The organism is Morganella morganii (assembly GCF_019243775.1).
Lineage (GTDB): Bacteria > Pseudomonadota > Gammaproteobacteria > Enterobacterales > Enterobacteriaceae > Morganella > Morganella morganii.
Genome location: NZ_CP069157.1, coordinates 1,211,457 through 1,234,703 on the forward strand (window position 1 = coordinate 1,211,457; position 23,247 = coordinate 1,234,703).

At 52.5% G+C, this 23,247-nt stretch carries 24 protein-coding genes; 14 read left to right on the plus strand and 10 right to left on the minus strand.

Annotation, left to right across the window (positions count from 1 at the left end):
* Positions 1 to 202 precede the first annotated feature (202 nt).
* The 9 genes from JL661_RS05720 to JL661_RS05760 are packed head-to-tail and all read left to right on the plus strand — an operon-like array spanning position 203 to position 10,103.
* Positions 203 to 922, plus strand: a complete 720-nt coding sequence (locus tag JL661_RS05720) for a hypothetical protein (RefSeq protein WP_004240699.1) — start codon at positions 203 to 205, stop codon at positions 920 to 922.
* The gene (locus JL661_RS05725) at positions 900 to 2,453 is read left to right on the plus strand and encodes a GH3 family acyl-acid amido synthetase (RefSeq protein ID WP_225310058.1); all 1,554 of its coding nucleotides are present in this window, start codon (positions 900 to 902) and stop codon (positions 2,451 to 2,453) included. Before JL661_RS05720 ends, JL661_RS05725 begins: the two co-directional genes overlap by 23 nt.
* Entirely contained in the window at positions 2,453 to 3,847 is a 1,395-nt protein-coding gene (locus JL661_RS05730; protein ID WP_004904265.1) for a B12-binding domain-containing radical SAM protein, read from the plus strand. The genes JL661_RS05725 and JL661_RS05730 overlap by 1 nt, the downstream gene beginning before the upstream one ends.
* Positions 3,847 to 5,193, plus strand: a complete 1,347-nt coding sequence (locus tag JL661_RS05735; protein WP_036418592.1) for a B12-binding domain-containing radical SAM protein — start codon at positions 3,847 to 3,849, stop codon at positions 5,191 to 5,193. The genes JL661_RS05730 and JL661_RS05735 overlap by 1 nt, the downstream gene beginning before the upstream one ends.
* On the plus strand, positions 5,190 to 6,218 hold the full coding sequence (locus tag JL661_RS05740) for a GNAT family protein (RefSeq protein WP_004904268.1): 1,029 nt from the start codon (positions 5,190 to 5,192) through the stop codon (positions 6,216 to 6,218). Before JL661_RS05735 ends, JL661_RS05740 begins: the two co-directional genes overlap by 4 nt.
* A complete protein-coding gene (locus JL661_RS05745) occupies positions 6,215 to 7,525 on the plus strand; it encodes a B12-binding domain-containing radical SAM protein (RefSeq protein WP_046025111.1) in 1,311 nt (436 codons plus the stop codon). The genes JL661_RS05740 and JL661_RS05745 overlap by 4 nt, the downstream gene beginning before the upstream one ends.
* Positions 7,522 to 8,865, plus strand: a complete 1,344-nt coding sequence (locus tag JL661_RS05750) for a B12-binding domain-containing radical SAM protein (RefSeq protein ID WP_036418596.1) — start codon at positions 7,522 to 7,524, stop codon at positions 8,863 to 8,865. Before JL661_RS05745 ends, JL661_RS05750 begins: the two co-directional genes overlap by 4 nt.
* A 9-nt stretch (positions 8,866 to 8,874) precedes the next feature.
* Entirely contained in the window at positions 8,875 to 9,483 is a 609-nt protein-coding gene (locus JL661_RS05755; protein ID WP_036418598.1) for a phosphatase PAP2 family protein, read from the plus strand.
* Entirely contained in the window at positions 9,483 to 10,103 is a 621-nt protein-coding gene (locus JL661_RS05760; RefSeq protein ID WP_225310059.1) for a YybH family protein, read from the plus strand. Before JL661_RS05755 ends, JL661_RS05760 begins: the two co-directional genes overlap by 1 nt.
* A gap of 168 nt (positions 10,104 to 10,271) precedes the next feature.
* Here the strand turns inward: JL661_RS05760 and JL661_RS05765 are convergent, their stop codons facing one another.
* From JL661_RS05765 to rcnR, 6 genes are all read right to left on the minus strand, one after another.
* Positions 10,272 to 11,192 carry a fatty acid desaturase family protein gene (locus tag JL661_RS05765; protein WP_062772964.1) on the minus strand — a complete coding sequence of 307 codons (921 nt, stop codon included), beginning with the start codon at positions 11,190 to 11,192 and terminating at the stop codon, positions 10,272 to 10,274.
* Complete coding sequence (locus JL661_RS05770; RefSeq protein WP_225310060.1) at positions 11,192 to 12,538, minus strand: B12-binding domain-containing radical SAM protein; 1,347 nt, start codon at positions 12,536 to 12,538, stop codon at positions 11,192 to 11,194. Before JL661_RS05770 ends, JL661_RS05765 begins: the two co-directional genes overlap by 1 nt.
* A gap of 82 nt (positions 12,539 to 12,620) precedes the next feature.
* Entirely contained in the window at positions 12,621 to 13,658 is a 1,038-nt protein-coding gene (locus JL661_RS05775; RefSeq protein WP_062772967.1) for a methyltransferase, read from the minus strand.
* Between the two features lie 173 nt (positions 13,659 to 13,831).
* Positions 13,832 to 15,013: an efflux MFS transporter YdeE gene (ydeE, locus tag JL661_RS05780; protein ID WP_004238004.1), complete on the minus strand. Its 1,182-nt coding sequence runs from the start codon at positions 15,011 to 15,013 to the stop codon at positions 13,832 to 13,834.
* Between the two features lie 86 nt (positions 15,014 to 15,099).
* On the minus strand, positions 15,100 to 15,504 hold the full coding sequence (locus JL661_RS05785; RefSeq protein ID WP_004238005.1) for a RidA family protein: 405 nt from the start codon (positions 15,502 to 15,504) through the stop codon (positions 15,100 to 15,102).
* A gap of 242 nt (positions 15,505 to 15,746) precedes the next feature.
* Entirely contained in the window at positions 15,747 to 16,019 is a 273-nt protein-coding gene (rcnR, locus tag JL661_RS05790; protein WP_004238006.1) for a Ni(II)/Co(II)-binding transcriptional repressor RcnR, read from the minus strand.
* Between the two features lie 142 nt (positions 16,020 to 16,161).
* On the opposite strand from rcnR, the gene JL661_RS05795 reads away from it, so the two are divergent.
* From JL661_RS05795 to JL661_RS05805, 3 genes are all read left to right on the plus strand, one after another.
* Complete coding sequence (locus JL661_RS05795; RefSeq protein WP_218481031.1) at positions 16,162 to 17,040, plus strand: nickel/cobalt efflux transporter; 879 nt, start codon at positions 16,162 to 16,164, stop codon at positions 17,038 to 17,040.
* 253 nt (positions 17,041 to 17,293) lie between these two features.
* A complete protein-coding gene (gene cspE, locus JL661_RS05800; protein ID WP_004240684.1) occupies positions 17,294 to 17,506 on the plus strand; it encodes a transcription antiterminator/RNA stability regulator CspE in 213 nt (70 codons plus the stop codon).
* Between the two features lie 127 nt (positions 17,507 to 17,633).
* Positions 17,634 to 18,368 (plus strand): class I SAM-dependent methyltransferase, encoded by a 735-nt coding sequence (locus JL661_RS05805; protein WP_004238009.1) that lies wholly within the window; start codon positions 17,634 to 17,636, stop codon positions 18,366 to 18,368.
* Between the two features lie 28 nt (positions 18,369 to 18,396).
* On the opposite strand, the gene JL661_RS05810 is transcribed toward JL661_RS05805, so the two are convergent.
* Together JL661_RS05810 and JL661_RS05815 are read right to left on the minus strand one after the other, a co-directional pair.
* The gene (locus tag JL661_RS05810; RefSeq protein WP_004238010.1) at positions 18,397 to 18,948 is read right to left on the minus strand and encodes a DedA family protein; all 552 of its coding nucleotides are present in this window, start codon (positions 18,946 to 18,948) and stop codon (positions 18,397 to 18,399) included.
* A gap of 12 nt (positions 18,949 to 18,960) precedes the next feature.
* On the minus strand, positions 18,961 to 19,638 hold the full coding sequence (locus JL661_RS05815) for a DUF1345 domain-containing protein (protein WP_004238011.1): 678 nt from the start codon (positions 19,636 to 19,638) through the stop codon (positions 18,961 to 18,963).
* Between the two features lie 125 nt (positions 19,639 to 19,763).
* On the opposite strand from JL661_RS05815, the gene JL661_RS05820 reads away from it, so the two are divergent.
* Positions 19,764 to 20,516, plus strand: coding sequence for a TSUP family transporter (locus JL661_RS05820; protein WP_015422839.1), 753 nt, complete (start codon positions 19,764 to 19,766; stop codon positions 20,514 to 20,516).
* Entirely contained in the window at positions 20,513 to 20,992 is a 480-nt protein-coding gene (locus tag JL661_RS05825) for a hypothetical protein (protein WP_004238013.1), read from the plus strand. Before JL661_RS05820 ends, JL661_RS05825 begins: the two co-directional genes overlap by 4 nt.
* 201 nt (positions 20,993 to 21,193) lie before the next feature.
* Here the strand turns inward: JL661_RS05825 and JL661_RS05830 are convergent, their stop codons facing one another.
* Positions 21,194 to 21,823, minus strand: a complete 630-nt coding sequence (locus JL661_RS05830) for an IbrB-like domain-containing protein (protein ID WP_004238015.1) — start codon at positions 21,821 to 21,823, stop codon at positions 21,194 to 21,196.
* Positions 21,824 to 21,841: 18 nt separating this feature from the next.
* A complete protein-coding gene (locus JL661_RS05835) occupies positions 21,842 to 23,068 on the minus strand; it encodes a phosphoadenosine phosphosulfate reductase (RefSeq protein ID WP_032098699.1) in 1,227 nt (408 codons plus the stop codon).
* Positions 23,069 to 23,247 lie beyond the last annotated feature (179 nt).

The following is a 23,247-nucleotide window of genomic DNA, read 5'->3' on the forward strand; positions in this document are numbered from 1 at the left end:
TGAGGTATCTGGTGTAACCGCTGTTTTTCCGACGGACTCCGGGCTCTTCACCGGCGCTGAAACGGCTTATGCAATGTTTTTTCATGATATTAAACAAAGATTCAGGCATCGCTGATTGTTTCTGAAATGAAGGTCGCTAAGATAGGCATTCCACTTAAGGAAAAGCGGCAGTGCGGGTAAATCTACCGGAGGAGACGGCGGAATGTCGTATCGCGCATTTTTTCAGCCTGTAAAAACCCTGACACAGGCGCAGCGTCAGGAAATGGCCTCACTCTATTTTATGTATTATACCGGCAGCGACGGTACGCAGTTTTTATCAGATCTCGATCATAAACAGGAAGTTCTGTTTCTGATGTCAGGGGATGAAATGGCCGGGTTCAGTACCCTGCAGTTTTATCCGTTCCGCGGACACCGGATTGTCTATTCCGGCGACACAATTGTGCATCCCGCCCACTGGAAGCAGCAGACGCTGCACGGTGCCTGGCTGCGGCGTATTGCGCTTTTGCGCAGTGAATATCCCGGCGAACGGGTGTTCTGGTTCCTGCTGGTGAAGGGCGTGCGCACTTACCGGTATATGAGCACGCTGGCGCAGACCTTTTATCCGCACTGGAACGGTAATGTCAAAGAACCGGAACTGGCACGGCTGGCGGCGGAACTGGCGAAAGATAAATTCGGCTCACTCTATAACCCGGCCCGCGGCGTGGTGGAATGCCCGTCGGCGTTTGGCTATCTGAACCGCACAATGGCAACGGTCACTGACGCGCAGCGCAGCAAACCGGATGTTGCATTTTTCCTGCACAAAAACCCGCACTATGTCTGCGGCCATGAACTGGTCTGCCTGTGTGAAGTCTCTCCTGATAATGTGGCTAAACGTTATCAGTCACTGTTTGAAGAACCCGATGTTGAGTTCTGCTATGGATAATGCCTGGCAGCATTTCCGTGCCGGGATGCCATCTGTTGCGCCGCTGGGCTCTCTGCGCGAAAGACAGTTCCGCTGGTTATCCGCCTGTCTGGCCGCAAATGCGGCGTGTGAATACGGGCAGCGGTATCATTTTTCCGCTGTAAAATCAGTGGCGGACTATCAGCAGAACGTCCCTCTGACAACCTATTCTGACCTCAGCTCCTTTATCACCCGCATGACGGCCGGGGAAGAAAATCTGCTGTGCAGTGCACCGGTCACGGCATTTGAGCTGACCGGCGGCAGTCACAGCGGCGGCAAACTGCTGCCTTATACTTCTGCCGGGTTAACCGATTTCCGTCTTGCTGTCACCGGCTGGCTGCGGGATGTGACCCGCCGTTTTGATCTGACCTCCGGTCATGTTTACTGGGCGCTCAGCCCGGCAGTGACGCGGATGACAAAAACGCCCTGCGGTATTACTGTCGGTGGTGGTGATGCGCTCTATCTGGGGGCGGATAATCTGGCGGCATTCAGTGAATTATCGGCTGTGCCGCTGACACTGGCGCAGGTTGAGGATGCGGCAGACTGGCAGTTGCTGACCCTGATTTATCTGCTGCAATGCCCGGATTTACGTCTGATCTCCGTCTGGAGCCCGGTGTTTTTATTTCCGCTGCTCACGGCTCTTGATACCCGGCAGGCTGAGATTTCTGCACTGCTGCGCGACGGCGGGGAAATTGCCGGACATTCGCTGAGTGCTGACCCGGCGGCGCTGGTACGTTACCGGCGTTATCTGCGGGAACAGAATACCGCGCTGTTATGGCCGCAGCTGGCGCTGATCAGCTGCTGGGATCAGGCTGCGTCCGCCTCACCGGCACAGGCGCTGATGACGCGCTTTCCCGGCGTGACACTTCAGGGCAAAGGGCTGCTCTCCACCGAGGCGGTGATCACCGTTCCGTCTGACTGCGGTGACCCGCAACTGAGTGCAGACAGTAATTTCTATGAATTCCGCCGGGATAACGGGCAGATATATTTGGCGGATGAATTGCTGTCCGGTGAAACATACAGTGTGATTGTCACCACGAATAGCGGGCTGTACCGCTATCAGACCGATGATCTGGTTCTGTGTACCGGCCACACGCCGGAAGGGCTGCCGCAGCTGCGTTTTTGCGGGCGTGAGGGTATATGCAGTGATTTGGTCGGAGAAAAACTGACCGAGTCGTTCGTTTGTGCCGGTTTACCGCCATCGCAGAATTTTGCTGTACTGGCAGCGGATGAGCAGGGCTATGTGCTGCTGCTCAGCGATACCTGCACTGAGACACAGGCACAGGCATATTGTGAGGAAACTGAGCAGTATCTGTGCACCAATCCGCAGTATCACTACGCCCGCCGTATCGGACAGCTTAAACCGCTGACATTCCTCCGCCTGCATCAGCCGGCGGAGCACTATTTTCACCGGCAGCTTCAACGGGGAAAGCGGCTGGGGGAGATTAAAATCCCGGCATTGCTGACCTCGTCTGACTGGCGTGCCATGTTTGAGATCAGGGAGTTTCCGTGATGACACAGACTGTTTATACGCCGCAGCGGCCGCTGGATCTGGTGCTGCTTTCACCGAAAGGGCCGCTGTACCGCAAACGGGGCGGGATTTTCAAACGCTCGCTGCGTTATCAGCCGCTGACGCTGACCACCCTTTCCGCACTGGTGCCGAAATCCCTGCCGGTTAATATCCGCCTGATTGATGAAAGTATTGAGGAACTGCCGGAGGATTTCACGGCAGATCTGGTGGCGATGACGGTGATCACGGGGAATGCGCCGCGCGCCTATGAACTGGCGGCACAGATGCGGGCGAAAAATATCCCCGTCGTGCTCGGCGGGCCGCATGTCACACTGCTGCCGCAGGAGGCGCTGCAGCACGCCGATACGGTCTGCACCGGCTATTCCGAGCAGAGCTGGCCGCAGCTTATCCGTGATTTTATGGCGGGTAATATGCAGCGTGAATACCGTCAGGGCGCGGATTTCACGCTTGATATCCCGGACTTGCCGTTTCCGGAACGCGAACGGTTTGATGCAAAGCATTTTCTCACCCAGGGGGTTTTTGAAGCGACACGCTCCTGTGCTCACAACTGTGAGTTCTGTGTTGCACCGAGTGCCTGGGGGCGTAAGCAGTTTCAGCATCCGGTGGAGTGGGTGGTTGAAGATATCCACCGTTATGTGGCGCGTACCGGTAAACGGAAAGTAATATTTGTTGATCTGAACCTGGTGTCGGATATTGGTTATGCCAAACGGCTGTTTACCGCACTGATCCCGCTGAATATTCAGTGGTTCGGTTTATCCACCGTGCTGATAGCTCATAACCACGAACTGATGGAGCTGATGGCCCGCAGCGGCTGCAAAGGGCTGCTGCTGGGGCTGGAAACGGTCAGTGACGGCAGCCTGAAAGATGCCGGGAAGAAATTTAACGGCTCGGTGGATTATAAAGAATTGATTGGTGACCTGCACCGGCTGGGAATTGCGATTCAGGGATGTTTTGTATTCGGTCTGGATCACGACACCACTGATGTGTTTGACCGTACGGTGGATCTGGCTATCGATGCCGGGATTGATTTACCACGTTTCTCAGTGCTGACACCGTTCCCGGGCACGTCGCTGTTTAAGCGCCTTGAGGAAGAACAGCGGATTTTAACCACGGACTGGTCGCTGTATGACGCGCAACATGTGGTATTCCGCCCGGCGCTGATGAGTGCGCATGAGCTGGAACTGGGTCACGAACGCGCCTGGAAAAAAGTGTACCGTTACCGCAGCATCGCGAAGCGGCTGTGGCAGGCGCGTAACTTTAAACCGCTGGCGCTGACGGCAAACCTGGGTTACCGCTTCTATGCGCATCACCTGCATCAGTATTACACCTGTGACTGGCCGGTTGAACACCGTCCGGCGAAGTCGGGCAGCCACTGATGCGGCTGACATTTATTCATCCGGCGATCGGCCACCGGCGCGGCGAAACCTATCTGCGATCCTGGCAGATGGAGCCTCTGCCGGTCGCGGCACTGAAAGGGCTGACACCGGTGGATATTGAAACACGGTTTTACGACGATCGTCTGGAGCTGATCCCGTTTGATGAACCGGCAGATCTGATCTCAATTTCAGTTGAAACCTATACCGCGAAGCGGGCCTATCAGATAGCCAGTGAGTACAGAAAGCGCGGTGTGCCGGTGCTGATGGGCGGGTTTCACGCCACGCTGATGCCGGAGGAAGTGAAACGCTTTGCGGATGTCATTATCACCGGAGAGGCGGAATCAGTCTGGGAAACCATGATTGATGATTTACGCCACGGCACACTGCAGCGGGAATATCACGGAACACAGACTGATCTGCGCAGTATCCGTGTTGATCGCAGCCTGTTCGCGGGAAAACGTTATCTGCCGATAGGGCTGGTGGAAACCGGGCGCGGCTGCCGTTTCCACTGTGAATTCTGTGCGGTGCAGTCGTTCTATCAGCAGCGTTACCGGCGGCGCGATCCGGATCATGTGCTGAGGGAACTGGCGGGTCTCAAAGGCACAAAAAATCTGTTTTTCTTTGTGGATGATAATTTCGCGGGCAGCCTGCGGGAAAGCCGCGAGTTTCTGCCGGCACTGGCGAAAGCCGGGATCCGCTGGGTGACCCAGATGAGTATTGATGCCGCACATGATGAGGAATTTGTCCGCGCGCTGTCACAGGCTGGTTGCCGGGGCGTGCTGATTGGCTTTGAATCCCTGAATGAAGCCAATCTGCGGCAGATGAAAAAAGGTTTTAACACCATGAAAGGCGGCTACAGTCAGGCACTGGCTAACCTGCGCCGCCATCATATCGCCGTTTACGGCACATTTGTGTTCGGCTATGACCATGATACCCCGGACTCATTCGGCGAGGCGGTGGCTTACGCCCGCGAACAGAGTATGTATATCGCGGCATTCAACCATATGACGCCGTTTCCGGGAACGCCGCTTTATGCGCGGCTGGCGCAGGAAAACCGCCTGCGCTTTGAGCACTGGTGGCTCGATGATCATTACCGTTACAACGAACTGCCGTTCAGTCCGGCACAGCTGTCTCCGGAGGCAGTAACGCAGGGGTGCCTCTCAGCAAGGAAGGCATTTTACAGTTCACGCTCGATTCTTCAGCGCAGCTGGCGTAACCGGGGCGATTTCTTTATGTTTCGTAACTATTTCCCGATTAACTGGCTGCATCACCGTGAAATCAGCTGCCGCAACGGCTATCCGCTCGGTGATGAGAATTGGCAGGGTAAATTAGCAGAGGTTAAATGATAGAGGTTATTGACGCGACAACGGAGCATATCGCGGATTTACTCAGGCTCCTTGAAGATAATGCCATGCAGGGGGACTGGGAGCTGGTGATGACCCGGCGGCCCGGTTATTTTTCTCCGAGGGATGATTTCGGTGAAGTCTATCCGGCACTGGCAAGAGACGGTGATACCCTGGTCGGCATGTGCCAGCTGAGCATACAGAGCGGCTGGGTTAACGGCGAAGAAGCGCGGATGGGTTATCTCGGCAGTCTGCGTATTGTGCCGAAATACCGTAATCACCTGAAAGTGTTACAGGCCGGATTTTCTTATCTGCGCCAGCTGCCGACACCGGATCACTGTTATACCAGTATTGCGGAGAATAATTTACTGGCCCGGCGCCTGCTGGAGCGGGGCGTGGAAGGACTGCCGCTCTACCGTTTTCTGAGCAGCATGAGCACGCTGGCGATCAGCAAAAGCAGAGGCAAAGACAGAGGATTGTGGAAAGTGGTGCCGCCGGAGGATTACACCGATGTCATCCGTTTCTTTGCACAGGAATCCGCTTCCCGTCAGCTGGCACCGGCGCTGAACCTGAAAGCGATGCAGCAAACCGGTATTACGGTGCTCGGCAGTTATCAGAACGGGCAACTGGTGGCCTGCGGTATGCTCTGGGATCAGCGTGCTTTCAAACAGGTTATTGTGGCCGGTTACTCCGGCAGAATGAAAATGCTGCGCCCGCTTTACAACGCTTTTGCCGGAATGACCCGGCGGCCGCAGATGCCGGCGGCGGGGGAAGTGGTTCCGCAGAGTTTCCTGTCATTCCTGGCCTGTACCGATGATACCAAACTGCCTGATCTGATTGAGGAAGCGCTGTTGCACTGCACCACCCCGGTTATGACCGTCGGGCTGCCGCCGGGGCATATCTGCACTAATGATGTGATTAAACGCACCGGGGCATCCGTTTACCGCACCCGGATTTACGGCGTCGATCTGACTGCCGCACCACAGTGGGACGGCCGCATTGTCTGGCCGGAGATAGCGCTGCTGTGAATATCGTGCTGATCTACCCGAACATGGGGGATTACCGCACGAAAGATGCTATGACACCATTGGCGATCGGTATCCTGGCTGCCCTGTCGCCTGGGCACCGGGTCACATTTTATGATGACCGGCTGGATAACATCCCGGAATCACTGCCTGATGCGGATCTGATCGCCATTTCGGTGGAAACGTTCACGGCACAGCGCAGTTATCAGCTGGCTGACCGGTTCCGCCGTCAGGGAAAAACCGTGGTGATGGGCGGCTGCCACGTCACTTTTATGCCGGATGAAGCACTGCAGCATGCGGACAGCGTGCTGCTCGGTGATGCGGAAGGGGCGTGGGAACAGATGCTGGCGGATTGTGAACAGAATGCGCTGAAACCCCGTTACCGGGGCGCGCATGACCGCCCGCTTGCCGGTTACCGTCTTGACCGCACCATTTTTGAGGGTAAACGCTACGCGCCGGTGTCGCTGGTGCAGTTCTCGCGCGGCTGCCGGTTTGCCTGTGATTTTTGCTCTATCCATGCATTTTATCCGGAAGGTGTGCGTACCCGGCCGGTTGATGAGATGCGGGATGAAATTTTATCTCTGCCTGCAAAGCGCTTTCTGATTTTTGTGGATGACAATCTTTTTGCCGGTAAGCGGGCGCTGAATGAGTTGCTGGCGATGCTCACACCGCTGAAACGCCGCTGGGGATGCCAGATAAGTATCGATATCGCCCGTAATGAGGAAATGCTGGATAAACTGGCCGCCGCCGGCTGCTGCTTCGTGCTGATCGGCTTTGAAAGCCTGAATGAAACCACGCTGAGGCGGATGGGAAAATCCCGCAGCCATACGGCGGATGATTATGCTGCCGTACTGGCGGCGCTGTACCGGCGTGGTATCTGTGTCTACGGCACTTTTATTTTCGGCTATGACGAAGACACGCCGGAGACCATCCGCAGCACACTAGCGTTTGCGGAGAGTAACAAACTGGCGATTGCCAATTTTAACCTGCTGATCCCGACCCCCGGCACGGCGTTGTATGCCCGGCTGGAGGCTGAAGGACGGCTGATTTATCCGGCCTGGTGGCTTGACCCAGATTTCCGCTACGGCGAACCGGCTTTCCGGCCGGGCGGAATGAGCACCGCAGAACTGGCTGCCGGATGTTTTTATGCCCGCACCCGCTTTTACCGTTATGCGTCCGTTATCCGGCGTCTGTGCCGTTCCGGCAGCCGGAGCGGCTGGCGCACGCTGCTGGTTGCCTGGCTTTACAATATTGCCTCGCACCGGGATATCGCCCGCAAGCAGGGAAAACGCCCGGGAGAAAAAGAGTGAAACTGATACTGATTAAACCGAATATCGGCCGTCAGGAGCACAGTCTGTATGTGGATGAGGGGCGGATGGAGCCGCTGATGCTCGGTGTTCTCGCAGGTCTGACGCCACCGGATGTGGAAGTGGTGCTGTATGATGATCGGATGGAAGCCATTCCTTATGATGAACCGGCGGATCTGGTCGCTATTACGGTCGAAACGTTTACCGCCCGCCGCGCTTATGAGATTGCGGCGGAATACAGGGCCCGTGATGTGCGGGTGGTGATGGGCGGGATCCACGCCACACTGCTGCCGGAGGAAGTGGCGCAGCATTGTGACAGTATTTTTACCGGTGACGCGGAAACCCGCTGGACAGAGATGATCCGTGATGCGGAGAAAGGCCGCCTGAAGCCGCGCTATGATGCTCCTGCCGGAGTCGGCCAGGTCGATCATAATCTGTGCGGCTGTCTGCCGCGCCGGGATATCTTCCGGGGAAAAGGCTATCTGCCGATCAGCCTGATGCAGTTTACCCGCGGCTGTCGCTTCGCCTGCCGTTTCTGTGCGGTCAGCCGTTATTTCGGGCGGCAGCACTATATCCGCCGGATCGATGAAGTGGTGCGGGAGATAGAAACACAGAAACCGAAATTTATCTTTTTTGTTGATGACAATATCGCGTCTGATCACCGCGAGCTGAGTGAGCTGTGCAGTGCGCTGATCCCGCTGAATGTGCGCTGGATAAGCCAGGCAAGCCTGGATATGACCCGTAACCGCCGTCTGATGTCGCTGTTACAGCAGAGCGGCTGCTGGGGTAATGTGATGGGATTTGAATCCATCAACCCGGACAGTCTGCGTGATGCGCGAAAATCGCCGAATATGCGGACATTTTCACAGTATCGTGAGGAAATTTCGGTATTACGGGACTTCGGATTGCAGACCTGGGCGGCGTTTACCCTGGGGTATGACCACGATACGGCAGAAACCGTGGAAGATACCGTGGCATTCGCCCTGAAAAACCGCTTTGCGTTCGCCGCCTATAACATTCTGATGCCGTACCCGAACACACCGCTGTATCAGCAGCTGGCGCAGGAAAACCGCCTGTTGTTTGACGGCAAATGGTGGTTGCATCCGGAATACCGTTTTAATCAGGCCGCCTTTCAGCCTGCAAATATGAGCCCGGAAACGCTGACAGAATTGTGCCATGCCGCACGCAGCCGTTTTAACAGTGTGCCGTCGATTATCCGCCGTTTTTCTGATTTGCGTCTGACGCTGCAATCCTTATCGCGGATGGCAACTTTCTGGCGTTATACCCTGTTATTCCGCAAAGAGGTGCATAAAAAACACCGGATGCGTTTTGGTTTAAAATAAGGGGGATGAATGAATACCGATCCGGATTCTTTTTCCCGCCGGGTGATCAGTTATCTGCTGTGGTGTATTCCGGTCAGCGTGGTGTTTTTCACGGTTTACCCGCTGATGAATGCATATACGGCCGGGCGCGACAGCCTGTATAGCCTGTGGTTTCCGGCTGAACTTCACATCCCGTTTGTGCCCGGTTTTATCTGGGTGTACTGCTCGTTTTACCTGATTATTCTGATGCCGGTTTTGTTTCTGCCGCGCCGGGAGCACCGGCAACTGGCACTCACCTTTATGGTGATGACATTACTGGGCGGCGTGATCTTTTTTCTGTTTCCGGCACAGCTCGGTTTTGTCCGCCAGGTACCGGAATCGCCGCTGTACCGGACGATGTACACGACACTGTTTGCGCTGGATCATCCGCATAATCTGGTGCCGTCCCTGCATGTGGCCTGGTCGTGCGCGGCGGTGCTGGCCATTATCCGCCATACCGGACGCGGGCTGACACTGTTGTTTCTGTTGTGGCTGGTGCTGATTGTACTGTCTGTGCTGCTGGTTCATCAGCACCATGTGGCGGATGTGGTCACCGGCCTGCTGTTGGCGGTAACGGTTTCATATATGATGAGGAAATAATGATGAAAAGGATAATTATCAGTGCGTTAATGATATTCAGTTTTTCGGTGTATGCACAGCCCGGAGAAGAGGACGGCGCTATCCATGATGAACTGCGGCAGGTGATCGGTACCGTGGAAAATGCTATCAACAGCGGTGATTATGACAAAATGCTGCCGGTGATGAGTGAAAATCTGCGTGCCACGCCCATCACCCAGGAGTTTATCTCCGGCAAAGCAGCAATAAAACCGTATTTTGAATCCTGGTTCGGGCCGGATAAGTTCCTGAAAAAACTGAATATCAGTTTTAATGCTGATGTGGTGACGGAGTTATCCCCGGATAAAACCTGGGGTGTCGCCTACGGTAAAGGGATGGAAAAATATCAGCTGAGTGACGGCCGTACCTACGATTTTCCGACCCGCTGGACAGCGACGGTTGCGCTTGAAGACGGCGCCTGGAAAATCCGCACAATTCATATCGGTACCGATTTCACGGATAACCCGCTGCTGAATGAAACCCGTAATGCCTTACAGGGCATGATGTACGGAGCGGGCGGTCTGGTAATTGGTCTGCTGGCCGGTATTGTGCTGTTCCGCCGTAAAAGTGCGGTAAAACCGGCGACAGAAGTCGGAAAGAAATAATATTTTAATAAATCAGTGGATTATGTAAGTCGTCAGGTAACGGGCAGGCGAACGAAAAGCATGCGCGTCATGGATGACGCGCCTGAGCGTACAGGGAGGTATTTACAGCGACTTTTCGTTTTGCCCGTTATCAGACGTTGCACGGACTGACAGAAATCACTATCCCTTTTATTTTTCCGGCGGAAACAGAAAATCCAGATCCGCTGCTGCGCCCATCTGCGGTGCAGGCCGCACACCATAGCGCCACATGGTGAAATAGACACGCCAGAAGGTCGGACGCGGCTGGTCATCCACCAGTGACGGCAGTTCATACCACGGTGCCTGCGGGTGCTGGTGGTGCGCGAGATGGCAGTGATAATTCAGCGCCAGCCAGCGGGAGACCGGCAGTACTTTCAGGTTCCACGCGCCGTTCATCACATCGCGGCGGCTCCAGGCGTGATCCGCATATTGCAGGGCCGACCAGTGTAGCGCAAAAGCCCACAGGCAGAGCAGATAACCGGCCGCACTTAAATCCAGCGCCCAAAACAGCAGCGCCTGCCAGAGAAATGCACCGAGCAGTTCACTCCAGATGGTCAGCGGCGGCAGTTTTGCCAGTTCCGGCACCTGTGACCCGAACCCCAGCGCCGGGGCGATTTTGGTGACAAACACCCGTGAACGGTACACGCGCGGCGCAATAAACCAGAGAAGATTACCGAGCAGTACGCAAAAATAGTACAACCCGAGCAGATTGCCGCCGTACATCCAGATATTGCGCAGCCAGCGCGGCTGGTTTGGCAGGTAATAATCATACAGCTCTTTATCTGTCCGGTTATTTTTATGGTGATTCAGATGCGCACGGCGCTGCAGGGTAAAAGAAGTCGGAAACGCCCACGCGGCAATAATCCCGATGGCGCGATTACCGGCGGCAGTGCGGGCGGCCACACCATGTACCGCTTCATGCAGAATAGCGAACGGCATATTGTTAATCAGCATAAAACCGATCAGGGCAGGCAGTGCATAATACCAGGCGAGATGGCTCACTCCCCATAAACAGGACGCTGCCGCAGTCATCGAAAAAATCAGCAGAATACTGTTGAGTAAAAGACGCATCAGTCTGTTTTCCTTGTGTTATTCGTCACTATTGCCGGGTTGAACAGCCCGGTTTTTTCATGGCGTAACCGGCGGGCGTACAGCCGGAAGCCGAGATTGGCCGCCAGGCGGATAAAACGGCTGCCCGGACGGTGCAATACCCGGCGCAGAATGGCCGTCAGACGGTATGTTTCCCGCCAGGCTTCGTGCAGTAAGGATTGCAGGGTTTCCGGTGACATATTTTGCGGCTGAAAAACCACATGTTCGTTGTCATACAGGCTCAGGTCCTGTGTGATTAAGCGGCCGTTTTCCGCCATCCGCTGCCACAGCCGTGTACCCGGCAGTGGGGTGAGGACAGAAAAACGTACCAGATCCAGCCCGAGAGACGGGATCTGCCGTATCGTATCGCGGATGCTCTCCGGGGTGTCTTCATCAAACCCGAGCACAAAACAGCCGAGTGCGGCAATCCGGTTATCGCGCAGCCGCCGGATCTGACGGCGGTATTCGCTGACCTGGTTACAATTCTTGCCGGTGGCCGTCATGGTCTGCTGACTGAGGTTTTCCAGCCCGATAAGCAGGCCTTCGCAGCCGCTGTCACACATCGCCCGGAAAACCTCGTCGTCATCCGTCACATTGAGTGTCGCCAGTCCCGACCAGCGGATTTTCAGCGGGATCAGTGCCCGGAACAGTTCCAGACTGTACTGCCGGTCGGCGTACAGATTAGGGTCGAGGAATATCCAGCGCTGTCTGCCGCTCTGTTTTATCTCGTTAATCACATCTGCCGCTGGCCGTGCTGTGCCTTTGCGTCCCCACTGATGCTGCACCGAACAGAATTCACAGGCAAGCGGACAACCACGGTCGGCAATAATAGTGGCGATATTCATGTAGGCGCGGGACGGCAGCAGATCACGGCGCGGCACCGGCATCGGCAGAAAGCCGCGCTCTGGGCGGTGCTGATAACGCGGTTGCGGATGTCCGTCAGCCATATCCTGTAAAAATTGCGGCCAGATGAGTTCACCGGCACCGATGAGGACGGTATCGGCGTGTTGTGCCGCCTCATCCGGCTGCAGTGTGACGTGTGCGCCGCCCATTGCGGTTCTTGCCCCGCGTTCGCGCCAGTAGCGGCACAGCGCATAGGCGCGGGGGGAAGAGGAGGCGGTGGCGGTGATCACCACCAGATCAAAATCCCCGGCAGTGACCGGCGGGGAAACGCCTTCATCACAAAGGGTCAGTTCGGCATTCAGATGCGGGGGAACCAGGGCGGCGAGGGTGATAAGGGTCAGCGGGGCATAGCTGATCGCCACGGAAAACGCGCTTTTCCGGTAGCGGTAAGTCCTGTCAAACGGCAAAATCAGTAATATTCTCACCGGTGCTTCCTGCTCCGCAGCTGACATAAGGACTTTTACAATGGCACAGTACGTCCGGGAACGCACTGTGCCGGATCAAAGATCAGGCCGCAACCACTTCAAGCACAGAGATATAGCATTCAGTCGGGATAAGGCGGTTTATTTTCAGTCCTGCTTCAGCCAGCAGAGCCTCAAACTCCGGAATAGTCCGCTCACTGCCGCCGGGCAGAATCGCCATACAGAGAATACCCATACCATAATGCGCCGCCGGATTGGTTTCCGGATGCACAACGGATTCGATGATCAGCAGTTTACTGTCCGGTTTCATGGCCTTGCAGCAGTTTTTCAGTACAGCGAGGGCGTTGGCATCATCCTGATTAAAAATGACTTTTTTCAGCAGATACATATCCGCCTGCGGCACGGATTTAAAGAAGTCACCGCCGTCCAGCGACCAGCGGGAATCGTCACCCAGCTGAGACAGGTATTTGTCTGATATCACATGCGGGCTGTCGAACAGGGTGGCGGTCAGTGTCGGGTCGCTGCGCAAAATCCGCAGCAGCAGTGAGCCTTCGCCGCCGCCGATATCGGCAATATGGCACGATGACGGGAAGTTATAAGCCCGGGTGACAAAATAGTTTTCCATCTCTGACAGGGCAGACATCCCGGACGGAAAATTATAGCTGTCGTTGCGGTTGGGTTTGGTGGCCTGATATTCGTAGAAGGTTTTACCGAACAGCTTTTTAAAGTTCAGTTCACCGCGAACGGATTCATTAAGCCGCCCAATGGTTGACCAGTAAGTATTGTCGGTCAGTGTCAGAACGGCATCCCGCTGTGAGCAGGGGTGATCACGGCGGAGAAACTCCGCATCAGGAGAGAGCCGGTAACTGTCATCATCCGTACCGGTGAAAATACCGTTCAGTGCCAGCATCCGCAGAATGCGGCGCAGGTTATCCGGATCCGAGCCGGTGCGTTCTGCCAGTGCGGTAACAGAGAGCGGCCGGTCAGCCAGATGGTCGGCAATATTCAGCTCTGCCGCAACCCGCAGACAACCGGGCAGCGCCAGCCCGAGAGTCACATTCAGGATACGGATGACAGATTGCTCTTCCGCCGGACTCATCAAATCCGGTTCAGTATAAGACATAGCGGTAACTCCTTTCTGACATGAATAACAGGGCTGGTCAGAGTGCCTGATGCGGCATACAGCACTCTCTATGTTAAATAAAACTAAACAATAGAGGGAGGATAGCTCAGCAGCAGAAAATTACCGTATCGGAATATGAAGTATTATTAATTAATGATAAGTGAATCAAATATTCACTGATGAATGAGCCTGTTTCTGCTGATCTTCAGGCCGCGCATCATACACAGCCAGGCGCAGGCGGAAACACCAATCAGCAGCAGCCACAGGGTATTTGGCGGGAAATAGGTCAGCACACCGCCGGTCATCAGCGGGTTAAAGGCACCGCCGAGCCAGCCGAGGGATTGAGCGGAAAAGTAGCTGGATTTCATGCCGTCCGGCGCAATGTTGTCGATCAGCATATATTCACCCGGCGCATAAATCAGTTCACCGAGGGTAAAAACAAAGGCGGCAATTCCCCAGAACACAAGGTTGCTGCCTGACATCATAAATCCGGCCAGTCCGGCCATAAAAAAGAGTGTACCGAGTGTCATCAGCTTTTGCAGATTGTCTGTGCTGATCCGGCGGCCGACCATATATTGCAGTGAAACCACTACTGCAGCATTGACCGGCAGTACCACACCAATCACTTTTTCTGCCAGTGTGGTATCTGCCACCGTCAGGACATACTGGGAAATACAGGCGGAAAACGAACCAAACACCAGCGATCCCAGAAAGGCGGATAATGTGAACCAGAGCAGGGCTTTATCATGCAGCATGACAGAAGGCTGCCAGGTGGTACTGTTGCTGCCGGAGGCAGAAGGCGGCACGCTGCGGACAAAACGCTGAATAAAGAATATCGGGAATGAGGCGGTGCAGGCCGCCAGCCAGAACGGCAGATCCGCGCTGTACATCAGCAGGCCGGTACCAATCGGCGGCCCGACAGTCCAGCCCATATTGACGAAGGTATAGTTCAGGGAAAAGACTTTGGTTTTGCGCGCCGGTGGCAGTGTATCGGCGAAATAGGCTTTCAGCACCGTAGCAAAAACGGAGTAGGCGCAGTTAATGAGTGAAAAGAAGACAACGACGAGCGCGATATTATGAGTCAGCGGAATAGCGATAAATCCGGCGATATAAACCAGAATTGCCATCAGCATGTAGCGTTTTTTATCAAATTTATCCGCAATGATGCCGAAGCCGAGGCTGAATAACACGCCGGTTGTCAGTGCGACCGTCAGTGCCACCCCGACCTGATCCACCGCCATGTCATACTGACGGCTGAGATAAATCGCCATAAACGGGATAGTGGCACCCCGTCCGATAGTAATTAAGAATGAGGAAGCGAGCAGTGCAATGGTGGAACGGGTGGCGGCTTGCATGGTGACATTCTCAGTATTTTTATTTTATTTTTTAATATTCACGTAATCAATATCATGCAAATCAGGCGCTGTACAGCGCCTTCCGGTTACGGCAGCACGGCGTGAGCTTCGATTTCAATCAGCCATTCGGGCAGCGATAATCCGCTGACAATAATCCATGATGAGGCGGGGGCATTATCTGCAAATTTTTCTTTCAGCACATCCGCAATTGCCATTTGTTCATCGTGTGAATCCGCACCGGCACGGATATAAATCCGCAGCATAACCACATCAGACAGAGAACCGCCGGCTGCCGCGAGGGCACGGGCAATATTGTTCACCGATTGTGCGGCTTGTTCCCGCATACCGCCTGCGATTGTCACTTCATTATGATCAACGCCGACCTGTCCTGACAGAAATAACTGCCGGGTGCCGGTTGTTTCCACGACCTGACTGAAACCGTATTGCAGGGAATTAAACAGTGAGGGCGGATTAATCCGTTTTATAGTCATAACAGCCTTTTCAGTAGTGAAATAAAAGAAAATATCGTTTTATCATAGATTATTTCAGACGCTGTAAATTAACTGATTATTAACAGCATTCTTTATTTTCAGTCTCTGTTGCAGGAGCTGAATAAAAGGGGGCTCAGTGAGTTTCTGAGATATACAGGGGGAATATTTTTATATCAGAAAAGGATATTCAACACTTACAGGACCGGCGTCGGAGATTTTTACAACACCGGCTTAATTTTTCTTTACTTAATATAAGAATCCAGCACCTTCAGGACAATATCCAGATCACCCTGACGTTTTTCCTCATCTTCCTCATGAACTACGTGTTCAATCAGGTGGCCTTTAATCACTTCCCGCATTAATCCGTTTACCGCGCCCCGGATAGCCGCAATCTGTTGCAGTACGGCGGAGCACTCATGCGGTTCATCGAGCATTTTTTTCAGTGAGTTGACCTGCCCCTGAATTTTACTGGCGCGGTTCTGAAGTTTCTGTCTGTCCCTGATGGTATGTGACATGGCAACCCCGTGAAATAAGGTGAAAAGAAAGTGACGGGCAAAATAGTAGCATCTTCGTGATACAAAGAGGTAGTGTAATTATACTGGGGGGGAGTATACTCAATTCACGCTTTCTTCATTCTGAAAACAGGGATCACACGTCATGACCGATTTTGCCTCTTTACTGCAGCAGGGAAATGCCTGGTTTTTTTATCCCGGCGCGATTGCACTGGGTGCGCTGCACGGCCTGGAGCCGGGTCACTCAAAAACCATGATAGCGGCTTTTATTATTGCGGTGAAAGGGACGGTCAGACAGGCAGTAATGCTGGGACTGGCGGCGACGTTGTCGCATACTCTGATAGTCTGGCTGATTGCCCTCGGGGGGATGTATATCAGTACCCGGTTCACGCCGGAAGCCGTAGAGCCGTGGTTACAAATGGTGTCGGCGGTGATTATTCTGGCAACCGCGTTCTGGATGTTTATGCGGACATACCGCGGTGAAAAAAACTGGCTGACAGAAATGCAGCAGGAAAGCCATACACACAGTGACCATCATCATGAGCATGATCATCATCACAGCCATGAACATGACCACGATCATCATCACCATCACCATCATGCAGAGCATCACCATGATCACCATGACCACCATGATGACGAATATCAGGATGCGCATGCCAGAGCACATGCGCATGAAATCAAAACCCGGTTTACCGGCGGCAAAGCCACCAACAGCCAGGTGTTACTGTTCGGCCTGACCGGCGGGTTAATTCCGTGTCCGGCTGCGATTACTGTTTTGCTTATCTGTCTGCAGCTGAAAGCTTTTACCCTGGGGGCAACCATGGTGCTCAGTTTCAGTATCGGGTTGGCACTGACACTGGTCACAGTCGGTGTGGTAACCGCGGTGGGGTTGCGCCAGGTCAGCCGCCGCTGGCAGGGGCTGGGTGATATTGCCAAAAAAGCACCGTACTTTTCGGCGGCGCTGATAGCGCTGGTCGGGCTTTATATGGGGATCCACGGCTATATGGGGCTGGCAAACTGATACCATTTGCCGGTGTGGTAGTTTGAGGTGAATCAAAAAGAGCTTGCCGGATAACAAAATATATGGCTTAATATTGGCATTGGTTTGGAAGTACAGACCTATTTATGTCAGTCCGATTTTAAGTTGTTCTCCGTCAAGCGTTATCCAAGATACCACTTCATAGCGAATTCCTTCTGATAGTTCCCATAAGTAAAAACGTAATCAAACCGCTTATATGCCTTATGGCAACAAAATCAATTTAAAGGAAATTCATATGTCCGCAACAATTACCGGTACTGTAAAATGGTTTAACGATGATAAAGGTTTTGGCTTTATCACTCCTGCTGACGGCAGCAAAGACGTGTTCGTTCACTTCTCTGCAATCCAGAGCGACAGCTTCAAATCTCTGGCAGAAGGCCAGCAGGTTTCTTTCACCATCGAAAATGGTATGAAAGGCCCGGCTGCAGCTAACGTGGTTGCTCTGTAATCACCGCTGTCAGTAACAGATTTTAAAAACCTCACTCTGGTGAGGTTTTTTTATGCCTGCAGAACAGAATCGTGGCGGAAACCGGCAAACTATGAATATAATTTGCTCGTTATTTAAGGAGTAAGTTATGTCTCAGAATATTTATGATAATCCTGATTTCTTTGCCGGTTATGCCACGCTGCCCCGCTCAGCAGAAGGACTGGACGGCGCGCCGGAGTGGACTGCCATGCAGACATTGCTGCCGTCACTGGCCGGGAAGTCAGTGATCGACCTGGGGTGCGGGTATGGCTGGTTCTGCCGCTGGGCAAAAGAGCAGGGCGCTGCCCGGGTGACCGGTTTTGATCTGTCAGAGAAAATGCTGGCGAAAGCCGCATCGATGACCACGGATCCGGATATTACCTGGCTGCGTGCTGATCTCGAGACACTGCAATTACCGGCGGCACAAAGTGATGTGATTTACAGCTCACTGGCACTGCATTATCTGCGTGATATCCCGGCACTGTTTGCCACGCTGTTTCAGGCGCTGGTCGCGGGCGGCAGTCTGATTTTTTCCGCAGAACACCCGATCTACACAGCTCCCGTCATTCAGAACTGGTGTACGGATAGTGCAGGTAATAAAGCCTGGCCGGTCAATCAGTATCAGCAGGAAGGCGTCAGGATCAGCAACTGGTTTGCCGACGGTGTGGAAAAGCAGCACCGGAAATTATCCACCTGGATAAATGCACTGATTACAGCCGGTTTTGAAATCACCGCCATGAATGAGTGGGGACCGTCAGCGGCACAGATTGCCGCCAACCCGGCACTGGATGAAGAAAAAGAACGGCCGATGATCTTTCTGCTCAGCGCCCGCAAGCCGGAATAGTGGCTGACGGGCGGGTTTGTTCCGCAGTTTACAGCGTGAATTTATGCTTTCTTATCAGCACAAACAGACCGGCAACCGCCGCGAGGATAAGGAACCAGGCAAGGTAAGTATGCAGCGGCAGGGCAAGGATTGCCGCGCTGATAAAATACCCCGCAGAGACAATAACGCTTCCCCATAGTGCTCCGCCGAGAATATTCAGCACAAAAAATTTCAGCGGATTAATACCGGCGGCGCCGATAATAACGGGGCCGATAGTCCTTAATCCGTAAGCGAAACGTATTCCGATAATAATCAGGCTTTCACGGCGGTGAATTATCCGTTGCAGACGGGCTATTTTATCCGCATGTTTATGAATGCGGGGAAGGATCCGGTTTCCGGCAAAATAACCGGTAAAAAACAGAACATTGTCACTGATAATTCCGCCCAGTGCGGCCACCAGCATCACTTTCGGATAGGATAATAACTGATGGTGTGCAGCAATGCCGGACAAAAATGCAGCGGTTTCCCCTTCGATCATGGTACCGAAAAAGGTTGCCCAATAGCCGTATTCTGTAATCCAGTGTGTCAGTAATGTTTCCATCCGCCACTCCGTTTAAAATAAACCGGCGGAGATATTAATACATAATCCCAGTATCGCCATATTAAAAACAAAAGAGACGACGGATTGCATTAATACCGCGCGGCGCATCGGGGAGGATGCGATTTCGACATCGGCAGTCTGTGAGGCGACGGCAATCGTAAATGAGAAATACATAAAATCAGAGTAAGTGGGTTCAGCCGGTCTGTCCGGAAATAATAACCACGGTTTTTCCTGTTGCGGGTTGGTGTAATAAAGGTGCGCATAGTGCATGGTAAATCCGGCCGGTAATAACAGCCAGGAAGACACTAATGTGGATGCGGTCAGAATATATTGGAAAGCTTTATCATTACCTGTCAGATTACCGTGCCCGCCGAGGGCAAAAAAGAGCACCAGTAAACTGACACAACACCCGGCCAGCAGGAAAAACATCACCATGCGGGCGCTTTCATCCTCAATTTTAGTCAGTTTACGGATATCTTTTACTTTCTTATTAATGATCCGCTCAAAAAGAAACAGCAAATACACCCAGGAGAAGGCATTCCAGCTGAGGATCAGGCACATCAGTGCACTCTGTACGGGCAGCAGAGCAAAAAAAGTCACAAACGCGACCATCAGAGAGATAATAAAACGCGGACGCGAGTGAAAGGCGTGCCGGAAAATATGAGTAATGCGAATACCATAGCGCAACATACCAGTATCCTGTTCAGAAAGATGACATTTTATTATACCAAATATCCGGCAGCAGGGGCGGCATCACTTTTTCGGATACGTGCTTTTTATATACTGAATATCCCTGCCATTTAAAGTGTCTTTCCATGAGCATAACATTTCTTATTGTCATGTTTTTTGTCGCCGTGGCCGCCGGATTTATCAACGTGGTGTCAGGCGGTGGTGGTTTTCTGTCGATTACCGCACTGCTGATTTCCGGGTTACCGCCTGCTAACGCACTGGCAACAAATAAGATGCAGGCACTGGGCAGTTCATTAACATCCGGTATTTATTTCTTGCGTCAGGGGCGGATTGATTTAAAGAATAATAAATGGGTATTTATTGCGACATTCTTCGGTGCCGCATCCGGCACGATTTTTGTGCAGTTTATTGATCCGACTTTTCTGAAAAAATTACTGCCGGGATTAATTATCAGTGTCACGCTGTACTTTATTTTTGCACCCGATATCACTAAATCCAAAGAAAAACAGCGTGTTTCTTTTTTCCTGTTTTCATTTATCTGCGGCGGCGGTGTCGGGTTTTATGACGGATTCTTAGGTGCCGGTGCCGGGACATTTTATACCATCAGTTATATGCTGCTGTTAGGATACCGGATAGATAAAGCACAAATTCACTCCAATTTCCTGAACCTGGCCTCCAATACCTCGTCCGTTATCTTTTTTATCGCAGGCGGTAAAATGATGTGGTCGCTGGGATTACTGATGTTTGCCGGACAAGCTATCGGGGCGCGGCTGGGGGCCGGTGTGGTACTGAGCTCCGGGCTGAAAGTCATAAAACCGATGATTATTCTGGTCTCTGCCGGGATCAGCACCAAAATGTTATTTGATATGTATTTTTGACAGGGACAAAATCACCGGAAGAGTACGACACACTTCAGGCGATGATCATTAAAAATGAGAGTCAGCTGCTGCCGCACCGGGTTGATCCTTTCACCGTTCTGACAGAAGTCACCCGGAAAGATAACGTGATTATCCTGAATTATCAGGTTACTGGTCTGCCGCCGGAATTATTCAGAGAAGAAAAATCGGTAAATAAAATGCAGGGCATTCTGACAGGGAAATATTGTCAGGACTCGGCCATCATGCGGTTATGGCAACTGGCGTTCCCGTCGGGGTTACAGCATAACTATTTTTCGGACGGCACCCGGGTGATGCAGATAAATATTAAACCATCAGATTACGGGGCGCAAATTTGTCAGTGTGTTTTCTGTATTTTTGGTTATTTTTACCGGATAGGCTCTTCCCGTGGTGTCTGTCCGGTAAATAAGATGAATTTCACCGTCGCCGGGCTGTCCGGCAATATCTTCAGGGGTTAACTGCCCGCTGTATTTACACTGTCCGATAGCTGTAATATCAATTTTTGCCTGTGCGGCAGACATCGTTATTAAAAGCAAAAGCAGGGAATATCTCAGCAAAATGATCTCCGTCAGCAGGGGGTAACTATATTGCCATAATCTGTTTTTTTATCCGCAGATATCCCGGTAAACCGCATCCGGACCGGATAACAGCGGAATGATTTATTTTACTGTCCAGGCTTCAGAAAATTCCCGCTCAGAAAATAGTTCAGCCAGACCGCTGATTTGCTTAAGCCGTAATACTTCATCCGGCGACATTCCCAGTTCCTCTCCGATTCTTTCATCGCTCCAGCCCAGTCGTGATAAGTCCCGGACAATATCTGACATCGCGGTAACCTGATGCTGTCCGCGGGCCCGGTTATGGCGGATAGTAACGGCCATCTGTTCAGCAACTCCGTGATTTTCCGTATCGAGCAGCGTTACCGGCAGGTATCCGTTAAGTCGTTTTTTCAGTGCATTTTTCCGGCTTAATAAATAACGATGATAGCCATCAACCACCTGCAAGTCTGAGCGGTCGTGCGGAGATGGCAGCACAACAACCGGCTGGGTATAACCGTCTTTGGTCAGAGACGTTTCCAGCAATTTTTTCTCCGAGGGTGACATCACGTTCGGATTATAATCATTTGCGGTCACCTGTGCCCGCTTTACCCACAGCACACAATCGACCGGTTCATCTTTAAACGGACTGCGCTGATGTAAAAAAAGTTTTATCCGGTTGAGTGCCTCAATTGTTTGTTCTTCATTATCCAGTCCGTTCAGATAGTTTTCCAGTAAAGAGAGTACTGTTTTCATATTTATGTTATCCGTCTGCTATATCAGTTGCCAGTCTTTGCGTTTTGCCTGTATGCGCCTGCAATACTTGTCGTAGCAATGAGATTTGGTCGGGCTGAATGCCAGTGAGCGGCACCAGAAATCATTACGTAAAAGGGTTTTGCAGATCCGTCGCCAGGACGGAATATCTTTACTGCCTGTATCACCGGATTGTTCATCCGGGATCCCGTCCGGATAATCCCGCTCTGCATACCAGTGCAGATAGACCGCAATTTTGTTCCGGTAGTGTTCTGCGGTTTTTTCCGGCAGGCTGGCCAGTAAAAAACGGGCGTAGGATTTCCAGGTATGACCGGCAGGCTTGCTGATTTGGCGGGAACCGAAAAAACCGGCTTTATTTCCGGGTCGTGTGTACAACATACCGGCATCCGCACCACTGACCCGCGCACAGGCAAGGCTCCATGTTTCCGGCTCCAGGACATGATACAGCCACAACCCTCTGCGCTGTTCCGGGCCGAAGGGTTCACAGATCCGCATTTTACTGAGACTGACACCGGCCTGATGCATCAGATCATAAATCGTATTGTAAGGAAGTCTGCTGCGGGAAATATAAGTCCAGATATCTTTCACATGCCAGTCATAAATCGGGTAACCCATATAATAGAATCCTTCCGGTGATGCGGTTGTCCACGGGATATCATCGGCATAACGCAGTTTCCGGTTATTACTGATGGCGAGAAACCGGTTTAATGATTCATCGGCGCGGATCCCCAGCAGTATGACAGAGCTGTGATGATCTCCGGTGATCCACTGATTAAATGAGGGAGTAAAATCTTCAAAAATAATCCCCGGATGATAGAAGGGAAAGAAATCAGGGTCAGTAATGGCATCTTCCGGTGGTTGCCGGACCCATTTTTTACCGGGTTCCCAGGCCGTCCAGGCCGGTTCATACTGGGAAATACCACTTTCGGTGGTGACAGGCAGCGCTATCCAGTAAAACCGCTGAGTACAGTCGGCATAGAGTGATTTCATGGCAGCAACATGGCTGATAGTAGCGGAATACTGTACTTCCCAGTCGAGAAACATGACATTGAATTTCCGGTGCCGTCTTCTGGCCTCTGCTGCAACCAGATGAAAAAGAACGGTGGAGTCTTTGCCGCCGGAAAAGGAAAGGGTGATTTGTTCAAAAGTATCAAACAGCCATTCAATCCGCTTTTGTGCTGCATCCAGCACGTTTTCTCCGAGCGGAATTTTACGTTTGCAGGACATCTCGATTACCGGAATATAGTTAGTTAATAATATTAATATCTAATCATATTTTGATGATAACAGTAAATTATGGTGTCAGGCTATTATTTAACCGGAATTTCGGTTGGCAGGTAAGAGGGTGCCTGAAGATTACGCCGGATCTCAGCCAAAGGCGTGGTCTGCGCGGGCATTGTCCTTTA

Excerpts from the sequence above, each read along its gene's own strand:
- JL661_RS05720 (WP_004240699.1), top strand. The coding sequence starts at position 203 with ATGTCGTATCGCGCATTTTTTCAGCCTGTAAAAACCCTGACACAGGCG.
- JL661_RS05725 (WP_225310058.1), top strand. The coding sequence starts at position 900 with ATGTTGAGTTCTGCTATGGATAATGCCTGGCAGCATTTCCGTGCCGGG.
- JL661_RS05730 (WP_004904265.1), top strand. The coding sequence starts at position 2,453 with ATGACACAGACTGTTTATACGCCGCAGCGGCCGCTGGATCTGGTGCTG.
- JL661_RS05735 (WP_036418592.1), top strand. The coding sequence starts at position 3,847 with ATGCGGCTGACATTTATTCATCCGGCGATCGGCCACCGGCGCGGCGAA.
- JL661_RS05740 (WP_004904268.1), top strand. The coding sequence starts at position 5,190 with ATGATAGAGGTTATTGACGCGACAACGGAGCATATCGCGGATTTACTC.
- JL661_RS05755 (WP_036418598.1), top strand. The coding sequence starts at position 8,875 with ATGAATACCGATCCGGATTCTTTTTCCCGCCGGGTGATCAGTTATCTG.
- JL661_RS05760 (WP_225310059.1), top strand. The coding sequence starts at position 9,483 with ATGATGAAAAGGATAATTATCAGTGCGTTAATGATATTCAGTTTTTCG.
- JL661_RS05765 (WP_062772964.1), bottom strand. The coding sequence starts at position 11,192 with ATGCGTCTTTTACTCAACAGTATTCTGCTGATTTTTTCGATGACTGCG.
- JL661_RS05775 (WP_062772967.1), bottom strand. The coding sequence starts at position 13,658 with ATGTCTTATACTGAACCGGATTTGATGAGTCCGGCGGAAGAGCAATCT.
- ydeE (WP_004238004.1), bottom strand. The coding sequence starts at position 15,013 with ATGCAAGCCGCCACCCGTTCCACCATTGCACTGCTCGCTTCCTCATTC.
- JL661_RS05785 (WP_004238005.1), bottom strand. The coding sequence starts at position 15,504 with ATGACTATAAAACGGATTAATCCGCCCTCACTGTTTAATTCCCTGCAA.
- rcnR (WP_004238006.1), bottom strand. The coding sequence starts at position 16,019 with ATGTCACATACCATCAGGGACAGACAGAAACTTCAGAACCGCGCCAGT.
- JL661_RS05795 (WP_218481031.1), top strand. The coding sequence starts at position 16,162 with ATGACCGATTTTGCCTCTTTACTGCAGCAGGGAAATGCCTGGTTTTTT.
- cspE (WP_004240684.1), top strand. The coding sequence starts at position 17,294 with ATGTCCGCAACAATTACCGGTACTGTAAAATGGTTTAACGATGATAAA.
- JL661_RS05805 (WP_004238009.1), top strand. The coding sequence starts at position 17,634 with ATGTCTCAGAATATTTATGATAATCCTGATTTCTTTGCCGGTTATGCC.
- JL661_RS05810 (WP_004238010.1), bottom strand. The coding sequence starts at position 18,948 with ATGGAAACATTACTGACACACTGGATTACAGAATACGGCTATTGGGCA.
- JL661_RS05815 (WP_004238011.1), bottom strand. The coding sequence starts at position 19,638 with ATGTTGCGCTATGGTATTCGCATTACTCATATTTTCCGGCACGCCTTT.
- JL661_RS05820 (WP_015422839.1), top strand. The coding sequence starts at position 19,764 with ATGAGCATAACATTTCTTATTGTCATGTTTTTTGTCGCCGTGGCCGCC.
- JL661_RS05830 (WP_004238015.1), bottom strand. The coding sequence starts at position 21,823 with ATGAAAACAGTACTCTCTTTACTGGAAAACTATCTGAACGGACTGGAT.
- JL661_RS05835 (WP_032098699.1), bottom strand. The coding sequence starts at position 23,068 with ATGTCCTGCAAACGTAAAATTCCGCTCGGAGAAAACGTGCTGGATGCA.